This is a genomic window from Gordonia sp. SGD-V-85, from assembly GCF_001456905.1.
GTDB lineage: Bacteria > Actinomycetota > Actinomycetes > Mycobacteriales > Mycobacteriaceae > Gordonia > Gordonia hongkongensis.
This window is the reverse complement of record NZ_LNQO01000022.1, coordinates 57,666-73,883: the sequence shown is the minus strand read 5'-3', so window position 1 is coordinate 73,883 and position 16,218 is coordinate 57,666. Positions and strand designations below refer to the sequence as shown.

At 68.7% G+C, this 16,218-nt stretch carries 18 protein-coding genes, 4 tRNA genes and 1 riboswitch; of the genes, 13 read left to right on the top strand and 9 right to left on the bottom strand.

Translation table 11 applies throughout. The features are described from left to right. The first annotated feature begins 70 nt into the window (after window positions 1-70). On the top strand, window positions 71-613 hold the full coding sequence (locus tag AS181_RS20500; protein ID WP_058253358.1) for a hypothetical protein: 543 nt from the start codon (window positions 71-73) through the stop codon (window positions 611-613). Here the strand turns inward: AS181_RS20500 and AS181_RS20495 are convergent. Continuing rightward, window positions 594-1,214 (bottom strand): Type 1 glutamine amidotransferase-like domain-containing protein, encoded by a 621-nt coding sequence (locus tag AS181_RS20495; protein ID WP_058253337.1) that lies wholly within the window; start codon window positions 1,212-1,214, stop codon window positions 594-596. The two genes, AS181_RS20500 and AS181_RS20495, sit on opposite strands and share 20 nt — an antisense overlap. A gap of 107 nt (window positions 1,215-1,321) precedes the next feature. Here AS181_RS20495 and AS181_RS20490 point away from each other — a divergent pair, with 107 nt between their 5' ends. Continuing rightward, complete coding sequence (locus AS181_RS20490; protein WP_058253336.1) at window positions 1,322-2,476, top strand: glycosyltransferase family 4 protein; 1,155 nt, start codon at window positions 1,322-1,324, stop codon at window positions 2,474-2,476. A 75-nt stretch (window positions 2,477-2,551) separates the two neighbouring features. Continuing rightward, window positions 2,552-3,286, top strand: a complete 735-nt coding sequence (locus AS181_RS20485) for a demethylmenaquinone methyltransferase (RefSeq protein WP_058253357.1) — start codon at window positions 2,552-2,554, stop codon at window positions 3,284-3,286. On the opposite strand, the gene AS181_RS20480 is transcribed toward AS181_RS20485, so the two are convergent. After that, window positions 3,283-4,239 carry an oxygenase MpaB family protein gene (locus tag AS181_RS20480; protein WP_058253335.1) on the bottom strand — a complete coding sequence of 319 codons (957 nt, stop codon included), beginning with the start codon at window positions 4,237-4,239 and terminating at the stop codon, window positions 3,283-3,285. The genes AS181_RS20485 and AS181_RS20480 overlap by 4 nt on opposite strands. Before the next feature lie 124 nt (window positions 4,240-4,363). Beyond that, entirely contained in the window at window positions 4,364-5,623 is a 1,260-nt protein-coding gene (locus AS181_RS20475; RefSeq protein WP_058253334.1) for a geranylgeranyl reductase family protein, read from the bottom strand. 117 nt (window positions 5,624-5,740) lie between these two features. Between AS181_RS20475 and AS181_RS20470 the strand changes: the two genes are divergently transcribed. Further along, window positions 5,741-6,757, top strand: coding sequence for a polyprenyl synthetase family protein (locus tag AS181_RS20470; protein WP_058253333.1), 1,017 nt, complete (start codon window positions 5,741-5,743; stop codon window positions 6,755-6,757). Between the two features lie 33 nt (window positions 6,758-6,790). Here the strand turns inward: AS181_RS20470 and htpX are convergent, their stop codons facing one another. The 6 genes from htpX to AS181_RS20440 form a co-directional block, all read right to left on the bottom strand. Continuing rightward, window positions 6,791-7,648: a zinc metalloprotease HtpX gene (gene htpX, locus AS181_RS20465; protein ID WP_058253356.1), complete on the bottom strand. Its 858-nt coding sequence runs from the start codon at window positions 7,646-7,648 to the stop codon at window positions 6,791-6,793. A 165-nt stretch (window positions 7,649-7,813) separates the two neighbouring features. Further along, window positions 7,814-8,305, bottom strand: coding sequence for a YajQ family cyclic di-GMP-binding protein (locus tag AS181_RS20460; protein ID WP_058253332.1), 492 nt, complete (start codon window positions 8,303-8,305; stop codon window positions 7,814-7,816). 51 nt (window positions 8,306-8,356) lie between these two features. Beyond that, complete coding sequence (locus tag AS181_RS20455; RefSeq protein WP_058253331.1) at window positions 8,357-9,184, bottom strand: ABC transporter ATP-binding protein; 828 nt, start codon at window positions 9,182-9,184, stop codon at window positions 8,357-8,359. Beyond that, window positions 9,177-9,971, bottom strand: coding sequence for an ABC transporter permease (locus tag AS181_RS20450; protein WP_058253330.1), 795 nt, complete (start codon window positions 9,969-9,971; stop codon window positions 9,177-9,179). Before AS181_RS20450 ends, AS181_RS20455 begins: the two co-directional genes overlap by 8 nt. Next, complete coding sequence (locus tag AS181_RS20445; RefSeq protein ID WP_058253355.1) at window positions 9,946-10,971, bottom strand: ABC transporter substrate-binding protein; 1,026 nt, start codon at window positions 10,969-10,971, stop codon at window positions 9,946-9,948. The genes AS181_RS20450 and AS181_RS20445 overlap by 26 nt, the downstream gene beginning before the upstream one ends. Continuing rightward, window positions 10,968-11,678, bottom strand: coding sequence for a TenA family protein (locus AS181_RS20440; RefSeq protein ID WP_058253329.1), 711 nt, complete (start codon window positions 11,676-11,678; stop codon window positions 10,968-10,970). Before AS181_RS20440 ends, AS181_RS20445 begins: the two co-directional genes overlap by 4 nt. After that, window positions 11,666-11,760, bottom strand: a riboswitch (TPP riboswitch). (Overlaps the previous gene by 13 nt.) A 155-nt stretch (window positions 11,761-11,915) precedes the next feature. Between AS181_RS20440 and AS181_RS20435 the strand changes: the two genes are divergently transcribed. The 9 genes from AS181_RS20435 to rplK all read left to right on the top strand — a co-directional run bounded on the left by AS181_RS20435 (window position 11,916) and on the right by rplK (window position 16,145). Continuing rightward, window positions 11,916-11,996 (top strand) — tRNA-Tyr (locus AS181_RS20435). A 117-nt stretch (window positions 11,997-12,113) separates the two neighbouring features. Further along, a tRNA-Thr gene (locus tag AS181_RS20430) sits at window positions 12,114-12,186 on the top strand. Window positions 12,187-12,207: 21 nt separating this feature from the next. After that, a tRNA-Met gene (locus AS181_RS20425) sits at window positions 12,208-12,281 on the top strand. A 93-nt stretch (window positions 12,282-12,374) separates the two neighbouring features. Continuing rightward, on the top strand, window positions 12,375-12,542 hold the full coding sequence (rpmG, locus tag AS181_RS20420) for a 50S ribosomal protein L33 (RefSeq protein ID WP_045823858.1): 168 nt from the start codon (window positions 12,375-12,377) through the stop codon (window positions 12,540-12,542). A gap of 94 nt (window positions 12,543-12,636) precedes the next feature. Further along, window positions 12,637-13,734 (top strand): fused (3R)-hydroxyacyl-ACP dehydratase subunits HadA/HadB, encoded by a 1,098-nt coding sequence (locus tag AS181_RS20415; RefSeq protein ID WP_058253328.1) that lies wholly within the window; start codon window positions 12,637-12,639, stop codon window positions 13,732-13,734. A 246-nt stretch (window positions 13,735-13,980) separates the two neighbouring features. Next, window positions 13,981-14,053: transfer RNA gene (locus AS181_RS20410), tRNA-Trp, on the top strand. A 39-nt stretch (window positions 14,054-14,092) separates the two neighbouring features. Next, window positions 14,093-14,566, top strand: coding sequence for a preprotein translocase subunit SecE (gene secE, locus AS181_RS20405; protein WP_058253327.1), 474 nt, complete (start codon window positions 14,093-14,095; stop codon window positions 14,564-14,566). Window positions 14,567-14,636: 70 nt separating this feature from the next. Then, on the top strand, window positions 14,637-15,506 hold the full coding sequence (nusG, locus tag AS181_RS20400) for a transcription termination/antitermination protein NusG (protein ID WP_058253326.1): 870 nt from the start codon (window positions 14,637-14,639) through the stop codon (window positions 15,504-15,506). A gap of 204 nt (window positions 15,507-15,710) precedes the next feature. After that, window positions 15,711-16,145, top strand: a complete 435-nt coding sequence (gene rplK / locus AS181_RS20395) for a 50S ribosomal protein L11 (RefSeq protein ID WP_004021736.1) — start codon at window positions 15,711-15,713, stop codon at window positions 16,143-16,145. Window positions 16,146-16,218 lie beyond the last annotated feature (73 nt).

The following is a 16,218-nucleotide window of genomic DNA, read 5'->3' as shown; positions in this document are numbered from 1 at the left end:
GGTGCGTCCCGGCGGTGCGCGACCGGTCGGGCCGGGCACCGGCGGATCGGTGCCCGCTAGTCTGAACGGCATGAATCCGGTGATCCAGCGACGCGTGCAGCTCGGTCTGCTCGTCGTCGGCGTGACGATCACCTTCATGGCGATGACGCTCATCGCCGGTTGTTTCAAGAACGACGCGACGATCGAGGCCAGCAAGGCGACCGTGATGGCCGAGGTCGTGTCCGTGGACAGCCTGCACGCCGCGGTGAATTTCCAGACACCCGACGGCTCGTTCCACAGCCCCCGCTTCGGACTGCTGTATCCGACCGAGCTGAGCGAGGGACAGCGCATCAGCGTCGACTACGCGGTCTACAACCCGGATCTCGCCCGCCCGACCGGTCGCACCGCGGTGCTGTCCATCATCCCCGCCCTGTCGGTGATGGTCGGAGCGTGGCTCGTCATCGGCCTGCTGATGGTCGGGGTCGCGGAGTCCAGTCGCCGCTGGGCCCGTCGCGGCACCGCCGACGGTGCTGTCGCCGACGATGCTGTCGCCGAGGACGCCGACAGCGACGCGGCAGACCGGGACCCGGCCGCGGCCGACCGGGACGAGACGGTCAGCCCGGGATCACCCTGAGGTCTCCGCCGGCGACGACGATCGCCTCGGCGTCGGTCAGGAAGTGCAGCCGGTGCTCGGCGCCGAACCGTTGCCTCGTCGCCTCGATCGGTCCGCGACCCCCGACGGTGCCCTCCGCGTGCGGGATCACCGTGGTGTCGATCAGTCCGAGGCCCGCGGTCGAGGTCAGGGGTGCGGCCTCGGCGGGATCGTCGAGCAACGACAGGGGAGCGATGTCGGGGCCGACGACCGCGGCGCCCGCGCTGACCCCGATGTAGGGGAGGCCGGCACGGACCGCGTCGACGAGGGTGCGGTCGGCACCCGCCAGCCGCAGCGCCCCGAGCAGATGGAAGGTGTTGCCGCCGGCGACGAACACCGCGTCGACCCCGGCGAGCTCCCGGGCGAAGACGGCTGACCCGGTCAGTTCCGGATCGAGGTCGGTCACCTCGAAACCCTGCTGCCGAAGGGTGTCCCGCTCGAGGTCGAGCCACGCGTGGTCGGTGTAGATCGACGACGCGGTGGGGACGTAACCGATGCGGCAGCCCGGCCCGGTCAACGGGGTGAGGAACTGCGGGACGGGGGTGAGCCAGCGGCTCAGCAGCAGGAGGTGCGTGTCGACCACGCCTCCACTGTGCCCGGTCGGAGGGCAACGCACCGTTCATCCTGAATTGGGTGGGCCGACACGTGCGCCGTGTGGTCCGGTCAATTCTGCGGGGGACGATCGCGAGCATGCGCGTCGCGATCGTCGCCGAGAGCTTCCTGCCCCAGATGAACGGGGTGGTCAATTCCGTCCTCCGGGTTGTCGACCATCTCGAGTCCACCGGCCACACCGTGGTCGTCATCGCACCCGACACCCCGCGTGGCGTGCCGGGCGGGCCGCGGATGGTCGGCCGCCGGACCCCGGTGCACCTGCTGCCCGCGGTGCAGGTGCCGCGGGTGACCTCGCTCCCGGTGGGAGTGCCGTCGCCGCTGCTGTACCGCACCTTGCGCGACTTCGAACCGGATGTCGTCCACCTGGCATCACCGTTCGTGGTGGGTGCCGCGGGCGCCGTCGCCGCCCGGGCGCTCGGCGTGCCCGTGGTGGCCGTGTTCCAGACCGATGTCGCGGGGTTCGCGGCGGCCTACCGGCTGGGCGCGGTGGAGAAGCTGGCCTGGCGCTACACACGCCGGCTGCACGAGATGTGCGACCTCACCCTCGCGCCGTCGACCGCGACGCTGGAGGTCCTCGCCGCCCACGGCATACCGCGACTCGCGCGCTGGGGTCGCGGCGTCGACGTCGGACTCTTCTCGCCGGACAAGCGCGACCCGTCGCTGCGCGCCGACTGGCTGGGTGCCGCCCGCGACGCACTGGTGGTCGGGTTCGTGGGTCGGCTCGCGCCGGAGAAGCACGTCGAGCGCCTGGCCGGACTGTCGGGGAACCCGCGCGTGCAACTGGTGATCGTCGGGGACGGCCCCGAGCGGGACCGGCTCCAGCGCGCGATGCCGGATGCGGTGTTCACCGGTGAACTGCGCGGGGAGGCGCTGGCCCGCGCGTACGCGAGCTTCGACGTCTTCGTGCACGCCGGCGAACACGAGACGTTCTGTCAGGCCATCCAGGAGGCGATGGCCAGCGGTCTGCCCGTGATCGGTCCCGACGCGGGCGGCCCCCGCGACCTGGTGTCGGCGTTCCGGACCGGATATCTGCTGGAGGTCGGACGCTTCGCCGAGGAGCTGCCCGCGATCGTCGAATCCCTGCACGACGAGTCGGTCCGGGCGGCGTTCGGCCGAGCCGCGGTACAGGCCGTGCGTGCGCGCACCTGGCCGTCGGTGTGCGCGGAGCTCGTCGGCCACTACGCGCGCGTGACGGGCCGCGGAGTCGTCACCGAGGTGGGGCGGCCCGCCTGAGGTGGCGGCCGACCGCCCGGCGAGGCGACGCACCTCACGGCGGTCCTGGCCCGAACGACCGGTAGCGTGATCGGCATGTCATCGACGGGTGCGACACCACCGGAACGAGCGGGTCTGGGCCGGAGTGTGGGCCGGGCAAGTCTGGAGAAGGACCCGGCCGAGGTCGCGGCCATGTTCGACGGCGTCGCACGCCGCTACGACCTCACCAACACGGTCCTGTCGTTCGGCCGGGATCGCGGCTGGCGCAAGAAGACCCGAAGGGCACTCGACCTGCGCCCGGGCGACGTCGTCCTCGACCTCGCGGCGGGCACCGCGGTGTCGACCGTCGAACTCGCCTCCTCGGGGGCGCACTGCATCGCCGCGGACTTCTCGCTCGGCATGCTCAAGGCCGGTGCGCATCGGGACGTGCCGAAGGTCGCCGCCGACGCCCTGTCGCTCCCGTTCGCCGACGATTCGTTCGACGCCGCCACCATCTCCTTCGGTCTGCGCAACGTCAACGACGTCCCGACGGCGCTCGCCGAGCTCCGTCGGGTACTCAAACCCGGCGGACGACTGGTGATCTGCGAGTTCTCCACGCCGACGCTGAAGCCGTTCCGCACGGTGTACATGGAGTACCTGATGAAGGCGCTGCCCGCGGTCGCGACCAAGGTGTCGAGCAGCCCGGCCGCGTATGTCTATCTCGCCGAGTCGATCCGGGCGTGGCCGGACCAGTTCGCGCTGGGCGACCTCATCCGCGACGCCGGGTTCACCGGGGTGCGGTGGGAGAACATGACCGGTGGGATCGCCGCGATCCACTCGGCGCGGGCCTAGTGGTTCGCGGCCCGCGGGGTCTCGTCGTGCGACACCGGGCACCCGGGCGCGAAGGTGCCGAGGTCGTCGATGCGGAAACCGCCTGGGTAGCTGCGAACCTGCTTCGTCTGGCGACCGAAGAGCGGTTCGGTGCGGGGTGACGCGAAGAGGCGGATCGCGAGACCGCGAGCCTTGAGCCCGCCGCGCACCAGGACCCGTTCGACCGCGGTCGGTTTCGGATATCCGAACGCGCCGAGGAGCCGATCGTCCATGAGCGCGAACGACATCCGACGCACCACCGCCCGCGGCAGCAGCTTGTACGGCATGAACGTGCCGAGCAGGTCGAGGGTGGCGTCGGCGACGGCCAGGGAGTCGGGACTGAAGGCGAAGTGGGCGGTCTCGTACTCGTCGTAGAACGTCTTGAAGTCGTCGTAGGTCTCGGGGATGTCCTTGATGCCCATCAGCTGACCGAGTCGACGGTAGTAATTGGTGAGACCGAGGATCTCGTGGTTGGTCAGCGACCGCCACTCATAGGAGTTGACCCACTCGACCGGGCAGACGACGAAAGTGGCCAGCACGTAGAGGAAGTCGCTGTTGGAGATGTCGTACATGCCGTGCATCTGGTTGATGCGCCGGATGCCGGCCCGTCCGGCCGGGCTGTCGACCCCGTGCTCGATCGGGGCGTCGAGCAGCAGGACCGTGTCGTCGTAGCGCTTCTGCGTCGACTCGGTGAACTGGCTGGTCTTGTAGAGAAGGTCGCCGATCGACGGCACCGCGTAGGTGCGGAACAGGGCGAAGCTCAACGCCTGTGTGATGCCCCACGGGAATTCCTGCGTGCCCAGGGCGCGGGCGATAGCGGTCGGGTCACCGACGGCATCCATGCGGTCGATCTCGCCGCGCAGGTGGTAGCGCTGTGCCAGTCGGTTCTGGACGGCGTGCTTGGCTCGGGTGGCGAGAGTGGATGCGGCGGACATCTTCCATCTCCTGGGTCGACGGGTGGCCTGATTCTGTCACAGCTGTGGCCGCGGCCACACGTGTTGGAACACTACAGCCCGATCGTCTCAACGCGCCACCGGGATGGCGGCCCGGCGGCCCCTCTCAGGAGAACGGCGGCCGCGGGTCGACCTGCCGGGAGACCCGCCCGGCGGTGCGCCAGGCCCTGGCCACGAGGTCGGCATCCTCGGCGGTGATCAGGTTGCCCATGACCCGCACCACCATGGACATCAGTTGCGGCGACCGGATGCCGGGCCGGCCCAGGGTGGGGACGGTCTTGGGCATGGTGAGCAGGCCGGCGAGACGGCGGGCGGCGGAGAAGGCGAGCCCGTAGTGCTCCACCAGCACATCGCGCCACCGGTCGGTGTAGTCGTCCGTGCCGAGGAGTTCGACGGCGAGCCGGGCGGTCTCCAGGGCGTAGTCGATGCCCTCGCCGTTGAGCGGATTGACGCACGCGGCGGCGTCGCCGATCAGCATCCAGTTGCGACCCGCGACACCGGACACCGCACCACCCATGGGCAGCAGGGCGGACGTGATCCGGACGGGTGGGCCGTCGAGAGCCCACTCGTCGCGCACCATCGCGGCGTAGTGCTCGAGGATCGGTCGAAGTGCCATGTGCGCCGGGCGTTTCGACGTCGCGAGCGCGCCCACGCCGACGTTGACCTGTCCGCCCCCGGCCGACCCGAGGGGGAAGACCCAGCCGTACCCGGGCAGCAGTGCGTCGTCGGGTCCCCGGAGTTCGAGGTGCGACCCCATCCAGTGCGAGTCGGCGCGTGCCGACGGTGCGTACGCCCGGGCGGCGACTCCGTAGGCGGTGTCCCGATGCCATTGCCGCCCCAGCGATTTGCCGATTCCCGAACGGACGCCGTCGGCGACGACGAGGTCGGTGACCCGCATCGTGTGTGTGCCCGCCGGCGTCGCGAAGGTCACCGCGCCCACCCGGTCACCGTCCATCTCGACGCCGATGGCCTTGGCGCCCTCGATCATTCGCGCTCCCACCGACACCGCATGCGTACGGATGGCGTCGTCGAACTCGGTGCGTGCCACCGCGCTGCCGTAGGCGGGGAACCGGCCGGAGGGCCACCGGACCTGCTGGCGTGCGCCCCAGCCGTTGAGCAGGAGTCCGTCGATGCGCGGACGGTCGTCGAGGAGTGCGCCGAGCCCCAGCGCGTCGAGTTCGGCGACGGCCCGCGGCGTGAGGCCGTCGCCACACGTCTTGTCGCGCGGGAACACCGCGGCGTCGGCGAGGACCACATCCCGGCCGGCGGCGACGGCATGGGCGGCCGCCGCCGATCCACCCGGTCCGGCGCCGACGACGAGGACATCGGCGGAATCGGGGAAAGGAGGCGTCGTGTCCGTGCTCACCCGACCAGTATGTCCGGACCCCCGACGGGCTAGGCTCGCAGCAGGTGGGGTCTACGCGGCAGTCGCGTGTCCGCCGTCGAGTAGTTGCCGGATCAGACGAGATGGGGCCGCGTTTCCGTGAAGTCCACATTCGCCGGGGTTGACCTGGTGTCGGATGAGTTCGCCGATACGGTGCGCTCGTCGCTGCAGCGGGTCGAGGATCTGTTGCTCGCCGAACTCTCGTCGGGTGACGAGGTCATGACCGAGGCGGCGACCCACCTCGCGAAGGCCGGGGGCAAGCGGTTCCGGCCCATGTTCGCGATCCTGGCCGCCCAGTTCGGTCCGCGCCCGGATTCCGACGATGTCATCACCTCGGCGACGGTGGTGGAGATGATCCACCTCGCCACGCTCTATCACGACGACGTGATGGACGAGGCCGCGATGCGCCGCGGTGCGGCGAGTGCCAACGCGCGCTGGACGAACAGCGTGGCCATCCTGTCCGGTGACTTCCTGTTCGCGCGCGCCTCGCGACTCGTCTCGACGCTGGGCCCCGAGGCGGTGCGCATCATCGCCGAGACGTTCGCCGAACTCGTCACCGGCCAGATGCGGGAGACGGTCGGGGTCAAACCCGGCGCCGACCCCATCGAGCACTACCTGCAGGTCGTCTGGGAGAAGACCGGCTCGCTGATCGCCGCCGCCGCCCGCTTCGGCGCGATGGCCTCCGGGGCCGAGCCCGACGACATCGAGCGGCTCTCCCGCATCGGCGACATCGTCGGAGTCGCCTTCCAGGTGTCCGACGACATCATCGACATCAGCTCGGTGTCGGTGGAGTCGGGCAAGACCCCGGGTACCGACCTTCGCGAAGGCGTCCACACGCTGCCGGTCCTCTACGCGCTCATGGGCGACGACGCGACGTCGGCGCGGTTACGCGAACTCCTGGTGGCCGCCGACGGCGCCGCCCGGCCGCTCACCGACGACGCCGAGGTCGCCGAGGCGATCGAACTGCTCGGTTCGTCGGCGGGTATGACCGCCGCCCGGGCGAAGTTGCAGGAGTTCGCCGACGAGGCGCACGCGATGCTGGCCGAACTCCCCGAGTCGCCGGCCCACCGTGCCCTGGCGTCGCTCGTGGACTACACGATCGAACGCGTGGGCTGAGGGGTCGACCGGCAGGATCTCTGCTCAGCCGGCTCAGCGACCGTCGCGGGCCATCTCCTGCAGGCGGCGGATGCGTTCCGCGGTCGGCGGGTGGGTGGCGAACATCTTGGCCATCCGGTCGGTCGCGCGGAACGGACTCTCGATCATCATGTGCGACTGGGCCGCGATGTCGGGCTGCGGCGGCAGCGGCGCGGCCTGCACCCCGCCGGAGATCTTCGCCAGCGCCGATGCGAGTGCGAGCGGATCCCCGGTGAGTTCGGCCCCGGACTGGTCGGCCTGGAACTCGCGTGAGCGGGAGACGGCCAGCTTCACCAGGGTGGCCGCGATCGGTCCCAGCAACGCGATGAGCAGCATCGCCAGCGGGTTCGGCGCGTTGTCCCGCCCGCCGAACGCGCCCATGAACATCGCGAAGTTGGCCAGGCCGCTGATCACCGCCGCCATCGCGCCGGCGATCGAGCTGATGAGGATGTCGCGGTTGTACACGTGGGACAGCTCGTGGCCCAGCACGGCGCGCAGCTCGCGCTCGTCGAGCAGGTGCAGGATGCCGGTGGTGCAACACACCGCGGCGTTCTTCGGGTTGCGGCCGGTCGCAAACGCGTTGGGCGACTCGGTGGGGGAGATGTAGAGGGCGGGCATCGGCTGGTGTGCCGTGGTCGCCAGCTCACGCACGATCCGGTACATGACCGGTGCCTGCAGTTCGGTGACCGGTTGCGCGTGCATCGCCTTCAGCGACATCTTGGCGCTGTTGAAGTAGACGTAGGCGTTCATGCCGACGGCGACGATCACCGATCCCCACAGGATCAGCGGGCTCTGGAACAGAGCGCCGATGCCGACGATGATCGCCGACATCAGACCCAGCAGAGCCGCCGTCTTCAATCCGTTGAAATGCATCGGGTCCTCGTCTGTCCGGCGCCGCGGGTCTCGGGCTCCGCGGGCGGCCCGGGCGAACCCGATGCCGGCCGCGGAGTGCAGGCGCCTCATCCGGTCAAACGACGCAACGCCCGTCTGGGTTTCCGACGGTCGGGGTTCGGTGCGCCGACCCACCGACCGGGCGCGTCAGCGGTAGTTGACGAACTGCAGGGCGATACCGAAGTCCTCGCCCTTGAGCAGCGAGATGACGGCCTGCAGGTCGTCGCGCTTCTTGCTCGACACGCGCAGCTCGTCGCCCTGGATCTGCGCCTTGACGCCCTTCGGCCCCTCGTCGCGGATCTTCTTGGAGATCTTCTTGGCGTGCTCGGAGTCGATGCCCTGCACCAGCGAGCCGGTGATCTTGAATGTCTTGCCGGAGCCGACGACCTCGCCGGCGTCGAAGGCTTTCAGCGAGATGTCGCGTCGGATCAGCTTCTCCTTGAACACCTCGAGGCCCGCCTGCGCGCGCTCCTCGGCGTCCGAGGTGATCACGATGTTCTCCTCGCCGGACCACTCGATGCCGGTGTTGGTGCCGCGGAAGTCGTACCGTTGCGACAACTCCTTGGCAGCCTGGTTCAGGGCGTTGTCGACCTCTTGCCGGTCGACCTTGCTCACCACGTCGAAGGATGAATCAGCCATGTCCGACAGGGTATGTCATGGCGATCAGCGGAAGTGGGCGGCCGCGCGGGTCTACCGGGGCGTTCGACGCTGTGCCTGCTCGGCGAGGGCACGACGCGACTCGTCATGGAGTACCTCGAGTAGTTCTCGCTCGAGGGCGACGAACTCGGGCGCGGTGAGCCCCGCCGGATCGCGCGGGCGCGGGAGGTCGACGCGCACCTCGTGGACCACGGTGGCCGGGCGGGCGGACAGCACGATCACGCGGTCGGAGAGGTGGACGGCCTCGCGGACGTCGTGGGTGATCATCAGCACGGTCCACCGGTAGCGCTGCCACACCGACTGCAACCACGTCTGCATCTCGGTCCGGGTGAGTGAGTCGAGGGCGCCGAATGGCTCGTCGAGCAGCACCAGGTCGCGATTCTGGACGACGGTGCGCAGCAGTGCGGCGCGCTGTCGCATCCCGCCGGACAGCTGGAACGGGCGGGCGTCTTCGAATCCGGCGAGTCCGAAGGCGGGGAAGAGGTCCGCGGCCCGGCGTCGGGCCTCCTTCGTCGGCACGCCCTGCACCTGGAGGCCGAGGATGGTGTTGTCCAACACGGTGCGCCACGGGAACAGCAGGTCCTTCTGCGGCATGTACGCGCAGTGTCCGGCGACGGCGGGTTCGGAGCCGACGGACGCGCTGCCGGAATCGGGGACGTCGAGTCCGGCCAGCAGGCCGAAGACGGTGCTCTTGCCACATCCGCTGGGCCCGATGACGGAGACGAACTCGCCGGGCTCGGCGGTGAACGACACCCCGTCGAGGACCTCCCGGCGAGGTTGTCCGCGTCCGGGTCGGGGATAGGACTTGGTGAGCCGGTCGACGATCAGCCGGTGGTCTGGGACGAGCCGGTGGTCAGTCATGGTGGTTCCGGTCCTCGGCGCGAGCCCAGGGCGCGACGATCCGCTCGACGGCGAAGGTGAGCAGGTACAGCGTGACGCTCAGGAGCGCGGTCACCAGCACGGCCGCGAGCACCAGGTCCGTGCGGAACGAGTTCTTCTGCAGGCTCATGTAGATGCCGAGCCCCTGGGTGGCGCCGACGTACTCGGCGAACACGGCGCCCACCACCGCATAGGTGATGCCGATCCGCAACGCGGTGAAGAACCTCGGTAGCGCGGACGGGAGCCGCACATAGCGGAAGACCTGGCGGCGGGTGGCCCCCATGCTGCGCATCAGCGCGCCGGCCTCGCGGTCGGTGGCGGCGAATCCCTCGATCAGGCCGATCGCCACCGGAAAGAACGTGACCAGGGCGATGACCAGCACCTTCGGGAGTAGGCCGAAGCCGAACCAGATGATCATCAGCGGTGCGATCGCGATGATCGGCAGGGTCTGGGAGGCGACGAACAACGGCACGAACGCCCGTCGCAGCGCCGGCGAGAAGTCGACGACGATGGCCAGCAGCCAGGCCAGGACCAACGAGACCGTGAACCCGATCAGGGTCACCTGCAGCGTCGCCGCGGCGTGCACCCCGATCTCCGCGCGGTGCGACCAACCCTGCGCGACGACGCGCGACGGCGACGGCAGCACCTGCGGCCGGATTCCGCTGACGTCGACGTAGACCTGCCAGACCGCCACCAGGACGACCACCGCGACGAGCGCGGGCGCGATGCGACGCAGGCCGGTGCTACCGAGGGGTGTCGAGGTAGTCATTGGTGAAGTACGTCGACCAGTCCGGCTCGGTCGTGAGCGGCGCCCCGTCCGGGCCGGTCAGCAGACCGCTGCGGTACAGGAACCCGGAGTTCCCGGCCCACTGTTCGAGCGTCTGCCGCCCGACCCGGCCGTCGGCGTCCTTCATGTACTGACCGGCGAGCATGCGCTGGCTCTCGAACACCAACTGCTCGTCGTTGAACGCACCGGGGTTGGCGGCGAGAAGGTCGCGGGCCGCCGCGTCCGGGTCGTCGGCCGCTGCCTGGTAACCGCGCTGCAGCGCCGTCACGAAGGCCGCCGCGCGGTCCGGGTTGTCCGCCAGCCAGTCCTCGTTGGCGTCGACGACGATCGCGTATGCCTCCGGGAAACCGAAGTCGGTGTAGTGGAAGTACCTCATCGGGGTTCCGCGATGCTCGGCCTCGATGCCCTCCCACGCGAGATAGGAGACGGTGAAGTCGGCCTGACCGGAGTAGACCGCCTCGTATGCCGAGGTCCCGAGGGTCACCGAGGTGAACTCGCCGGTGCCGCCGTCGTTTCGGATCACCTGCTCGAGGGTCTTCTCCTCGCCCGGGTCGCCGAAACCGGCGTATGTCTTCCCGTCGAGGTCCTTCGGGCTCGTGATGTCGCGGCGGTCGGCGCGGACACCGATGCCGGTGGCCCACTTCTGCAGCGGCGCGAACACGGAGATGGTGTGCGCGCCCGATGCCCGCGAGAAGGTCGACGAGTTGTGGGTGCTGATCCCGAACTCGGCGTTGCCCGCGTCCACGATGGTGTCCACGGCGGTGTTGTTGTACGGCAGGATCTCGACGTCGAGTCCGGCCTCCTCGAACCAGCCGCGCTGCTGCGCCACGAACAAGCCCGTGTGGTTGGTGTTCGGGGACCAGTCGAGCGCGAATCGGATGCTGCCGTCCGAACCGGCGCCCGAACCGCACGCGGTGATCGCCGACGACGCGACGACCGCGGCGGCGAGCACGGTGAGGAGGCGGCGCGCGCGGGCGCTCATGCGGCGGGCCACGGCTGCGGGTTCAGCGCGGTGTCCCAGAACAGGAGCTCGAACCGCGTGGCGACGGTGAACGCCGTCGCCATCGCGGCCCGTTCGCGCTCGCCGGCGTGCTCCGCAGCCGCGTCCACGAGTTCCCTTGCCCGCGAGGCGGATTCTTGGAATTCCGGGGCGTCGTAGGTGGTCACCCACTGCGCGTAGGGGTGGTTCGGGTCGGCGGCGAGCACCTGGGCGGCACTCGCGGCCAGGGCCCGGCCGACTTCCGCGTAGATCCAGAAGCAGGGCAGGGCCGCGGCCGCGCCGACCGCATACGACTCGGTCGCGGCGACGGCCGTCAGGTAGGACACGTACCCCAGGCACGCCGGCGACGGCTCGGGTTCGCCCTCACGCGGAGGCAGCTGGCCGCCGTTGAGCAGGTCGCCGTGCAGCGCCGACTCGACGGTGGCCGCGGTGGCCGACGAGTTCGCCCAGAACCCCGCGGTCTGCGGGTCGGGGGACTTCGACGCCAGGATGGCGAGGGCCTTCGCGTACCCGGCGAGGTACAGCGAGTCCTGCTCCATGTAGGTGCGGAACACCTCGAGTGGCAGCGTCCCGTCGCCGAGCCGCCGCAGGAACTCGAGGTCGTCGATCGCCGTCCGCAACCCCTTCGTCTCCTCCCAGAGGTGGTCGGAGAATCGGCCGGAGACCGGCACGTGCGCATGCACAGACATGACATCCCTTCGTCAGCATTACCTGGACAGGTTCTCGGGTCTCATCTCAGCCCCGCGTCGCGGAGCACCCCGTGTCAGAACGCAGCCACAGTAGCAGGAGTGGGGGTCGCGGTGGGACGCCTGTGCCAAGACCATGTCCCGGCCTGTTGACCAGCCGGTTTGCGCGTTGATGCGGTGTTCGTTGTATTCTTCACGGCGTTGTTCGTACGGCCGTCACGGTGGCCGGAAGAGCGGCACGGCAGGTTGCCCGAGCGGCCAAAGGGAGCGGATTGTAAATCCGTCGCGCAAGCTACATAGGTTCGAATCCTATACCTGCCACGGCGTGGTCCATTCTCGCGAAACTGCTCTACAGACGGTCTCCGACCAGCGATTTGTCTAGCGCAGACGCGAGTGTGTAACCTCGTTAAGGCTCTCGGGCGCAACCGCCCGGGGCACGCCCCCTTAGCTCAGTCGGCAGAGCGTTTCCATGGTAAGGAAAAGGTCGACGGTTCGATTCCGTCAGGGGGCTCGCTGGACGAGAAGTCCGCGGGGCGGTGTAGCTCAGCTGGTTAGAGCGCACGACTCATAATCGTGAGGTCGAGGGATCGAGTCCCTCCACCGCTACACATCGGGTCCGACCGGAACCGAGCGCAAGGGTCGCAAGCCCTGAGGGAACTTCCGAACCCGACCACGTACCACCCGAAAGAAGGCAATCAAGTGGCCTCCTCAACAGATGTTCGCCCCAAGATCACCTTGGCCTGCGAGGTGTGCAAGCACCGTAACTACATCACGAAGAAGAACCGCCGCAACGATCCCGATCGCCTCGAGATCAAGAAGTTCTGCCCGAACTGCGGCAAGCATCAGGGGCACAAGGAATCGCGCTGACGCCGTCGTCGGCCGTTTCGAAGTACCACCAGCAACGGGCTGCCTCTCGATGAGGCAGCCCGTCTTGCTGTGTCGGCCGAAGGAGTAGAGCTCAATGTCACAGGTAAGCGGAGCCGAGATCCAGGATCGTCCGGACGAGGCGTCGAGCGGTGGTGCGAAGCCGACCCCCGACGAGATCGCCGCCCACACGCAGAGCCTCGTCGGCTTCCACTACACGGTCGACGACTATTACGAGATCGGCCGCGAGGAGATCCGTAAGCACGCGATGGCGGTGCAGGATGCGCACCCGACCCACTGGAGCGAGGAGGGCGCCCGGGCCTTCGGCCACGACCGCCTGATCGCCGCGCCCACCTACGTGTCGGTGCTCGGGATCATCGCCCAGCGCAAGCTCTTCGAAGACGTCGTCACCGGCTACGACATGTGGCAGATCATGCAGACCGACCAGCGGCTGGTCTACCACCAGCCGATGAAGGTCGGGGACCGCCTGATCTGCGACGTCTCGCTCGAGTCGTTCCGGCATGTGAGCAGTCCCGAGATGATCGACTTGATGGTCACCAAGAACGTCATCTGGAACCAGCACGACGAGCCGGTCATGACCACGTGGACCTCCCTGGCCGCGCGTCCCGGTATGGACGTCGACCCCGAACTCGAGGCGTCCCTCGACCACGTGATGATCAAGGTCGACGCCATCGGCGAATCCGGGCACACCGTCGAGCCGAAGGCGGGTCGCTACGACCTCCCCGATCCGACCCAGTCGCCGGGCGCCTTCGGTGCCGTCGACTTCGACACGCTCACGGTGGGTCAGGAACTCACGCCCAAGCGCTACCTGCTGACGCGCGGCAATCTCGCGAACTATGCGGGCGTGGCCGGCGACCCCAACCCGATCCACTTCTCCGACCACGTCGTGAACGCGGCCGGCATGGACGACGTCGTCGCGCACGGCATGCAGACGATGGGGCTCGGCGCAAGCTTCGTCTCCGAGTTCATCGGCGACCCGGCGGCCTTCTGCGAGTACAACGTGCGCTTCACCAGCCCGGTGTACGTCCCGGCCGACGACAGCGCGGCCGTCGACTTCACCGGCAAGGTGAAGTCGCTCGATCCCGCAACTCGTCGCGGGACCATCGCGATCACCGCCAAGCAGGGCGATCGCCGCATCTTCGGACGCGCGCAGGCCGTCATCCAGTTCAACTGATCGACCGGTCGCGAGCCGTTCCGGCGGCTCACGGACGGGTGGCGTGTACGGTCGTCGGGGGAGCGGAGGCGAGCCCGTTTTGGGTCCACCGCCCCGGTGATCTACACTGAAGTGTCTGATTGATTCAGGCTTGCGCGCTACCCATAGGGTGGCGCGTTGGTTTTGTCGGCGACGAAACGTCGACGGGCCGCGAGGCCGGATCGAGAAGGACGGCAACGCCGACCACTCCGGTGGCGGGCGTCGCAAAGGGGCGTAGCTCAATTGGCAGAGCAGCGGTCTCCAAAACCGCAGGTTGCAGGTTCAAGTCCTGTCGCCCCTGCCCTGGTGAAGGGCACACGCTGACGAGAGGACCGCGAAGTTGAGCAAGCGAGACCGGGCCGCCCGCGCCAAAGACGCCGCAGAGGGTTCTGCGGCCGATTCGGCCGCGGCTGAGCTCGACGGTCGCGACGAGGCCACCGACGCGGGTACGGACGACGAGACGTCGACCGGAACCGCGAAGGAGCTGCGTCCGTCCGGTAAGCGCTCGGCTCGCGGACGTCGCTCGGCGGCGGGTGCAACCGACGGTGACACCGACTCCGACACGGGGTCCGTCGCCGTCAAGGAACGCAAGACCAAGAAGAAGGCGTCTGCCGAGGAGAGCCGGAATCCGTTCGTACGGATCTGGGTCTTCCTGACGCAGGTCGTCGCCGAGCTGAAGAAGGTCATCTGGCCTACGCGGCGCGAGATGATCACCTACACGATCGTCGTGCTCGTGTTCGTCATCGTGATGACCGCGTTCATTGCCGGCCTCGACCTCGCCTTCGCCAAGGGCGTGCTCTGGTTGTTCGGCTGACCCACGCGGTGGGCTCGGCCGGCGACGAGGAACACGACCGCCAGATGAACCATAAGGAGCGTGGGCTGCAGTGAGCACCCCGGAGAACGAACTCGCCTCGACCGATTCCGTCGACGTGGCTGCTGCCGACGTCGACGCTGTCGACGCGGCCGTGACCGACGCGGTGGACACCGAGGGTGACGCGGTCGCCGACGACGCGGTCGTCGAGGGTGACGAGGCCCCCGCCGAGGACACCGTCTCCGAGGATGCCGACGAGGCCGCGGATGCCGCCGACGACGCACCGGCAGAAGAGGCCCCGGTGGAAGAGGCGGAGGTCGATCCGGTCGAGGAACTGCGCAAGCAGCTCCGCCGCGCGCCCGGCGACTGGTACGTGATCCACAGCTACGCCGGTTACGAGAACAAGGTCAAGGCCAACCTCGAGACCCGCGTGCAGAACCTCGACGTCGGCGACTACATCTTCCAGGTCGAGGTGCCGACCGAAGAGGTCACCGAGATCAAGAACGGCCAGCCCAAGAAGGTCAACCGCAAGGTGCTGCCGGGCTACATCCTCGTCCGCATGGAGCTCAACGACGAGTCGTGGGGCGCCGTGCGCAACACGCCGGGTGTCACCGGCTTCGTCGGGATGACCAGCAAGCCGTCGCCGCTCTCGCTCAACGAGGTGCTGCAGTTCCTGATGCCGCGGACCGAGGCCAAGAAGCCCGCCGCGTCGCGCGGTGCCGCTGCCGAGGGCGTCGAGGCCGCAGCGGCCGCCGCGTCGAACGTCATCGAGGTCGACTTCGAGGTCGGCGAGTCGGTCACCGTCATGGACGGCCCGTTCGCCACGCTGCCCGCGTCGATCAGCGAGGTCAACGCCGAGCAGCGCAAGGTCAAGGTCCTCGTGTCGATCTTCGGTCGCGAGACGCCGGTCGAGCTCGGGTTCAACCAGGTCGAGAAGATCTGAACCCACGGGGGCTCCGCCCCCGTGAACCCCCGGCAAGTGCGTCGAGGGCAGAGGCTCTCACGTCGCGAATGTGACGTAGACCCAGCGAACTGAACACAGGAACTCGCGGGGCTTTCGCCCCCGTGACCCCGAACGAGTTCGGGGTACAGACTTCCACGTCTCCAGCGGGCGTGGATTCGCAAGGAAACAAGCAAGGAACAGAAGATGCCTCCCAAGAAGAAGAAGCTCGCCGGGATCATCAAGCTCCAGATCTCGGCAGGCCAGGCCAACCCGGCCCCGCCCGTGGGTCCGGCGCTCGGTCAGCACGGCGTGAACATCATGGAGTTCTGCAAGGCGTACAACGCGGCGACCGAGTCGCAGCGCGGCAACGTCATCCCGGTCGAGATCTTCGTGTACGAAGATCGCTCCTTCGACTTCAAGTTGAAGACCCCGCCGGCTGCGAAGCTCCTGCTGAAGGCCGCCGGCCTGCAGAAGGGCTCCGGCGAGCCCCACACCAACAAGGTCGGCAAGGTGAGCATGGACCAGGTCCGTGAGATCGCCAAGACCAAGGCCGAAGACCTGAACGCCAATGACATCGACCAGGCCGCGAAGATCATCGCCGGTACTGCTCGGTCCATGGGCATCACCGTCGAAGGCTGACAGACCTCATCATCACCGTGGGAGGGCCGGCTCGGCCCGCACCACACACCCCGCCGACTGACGGCGGAGAAGG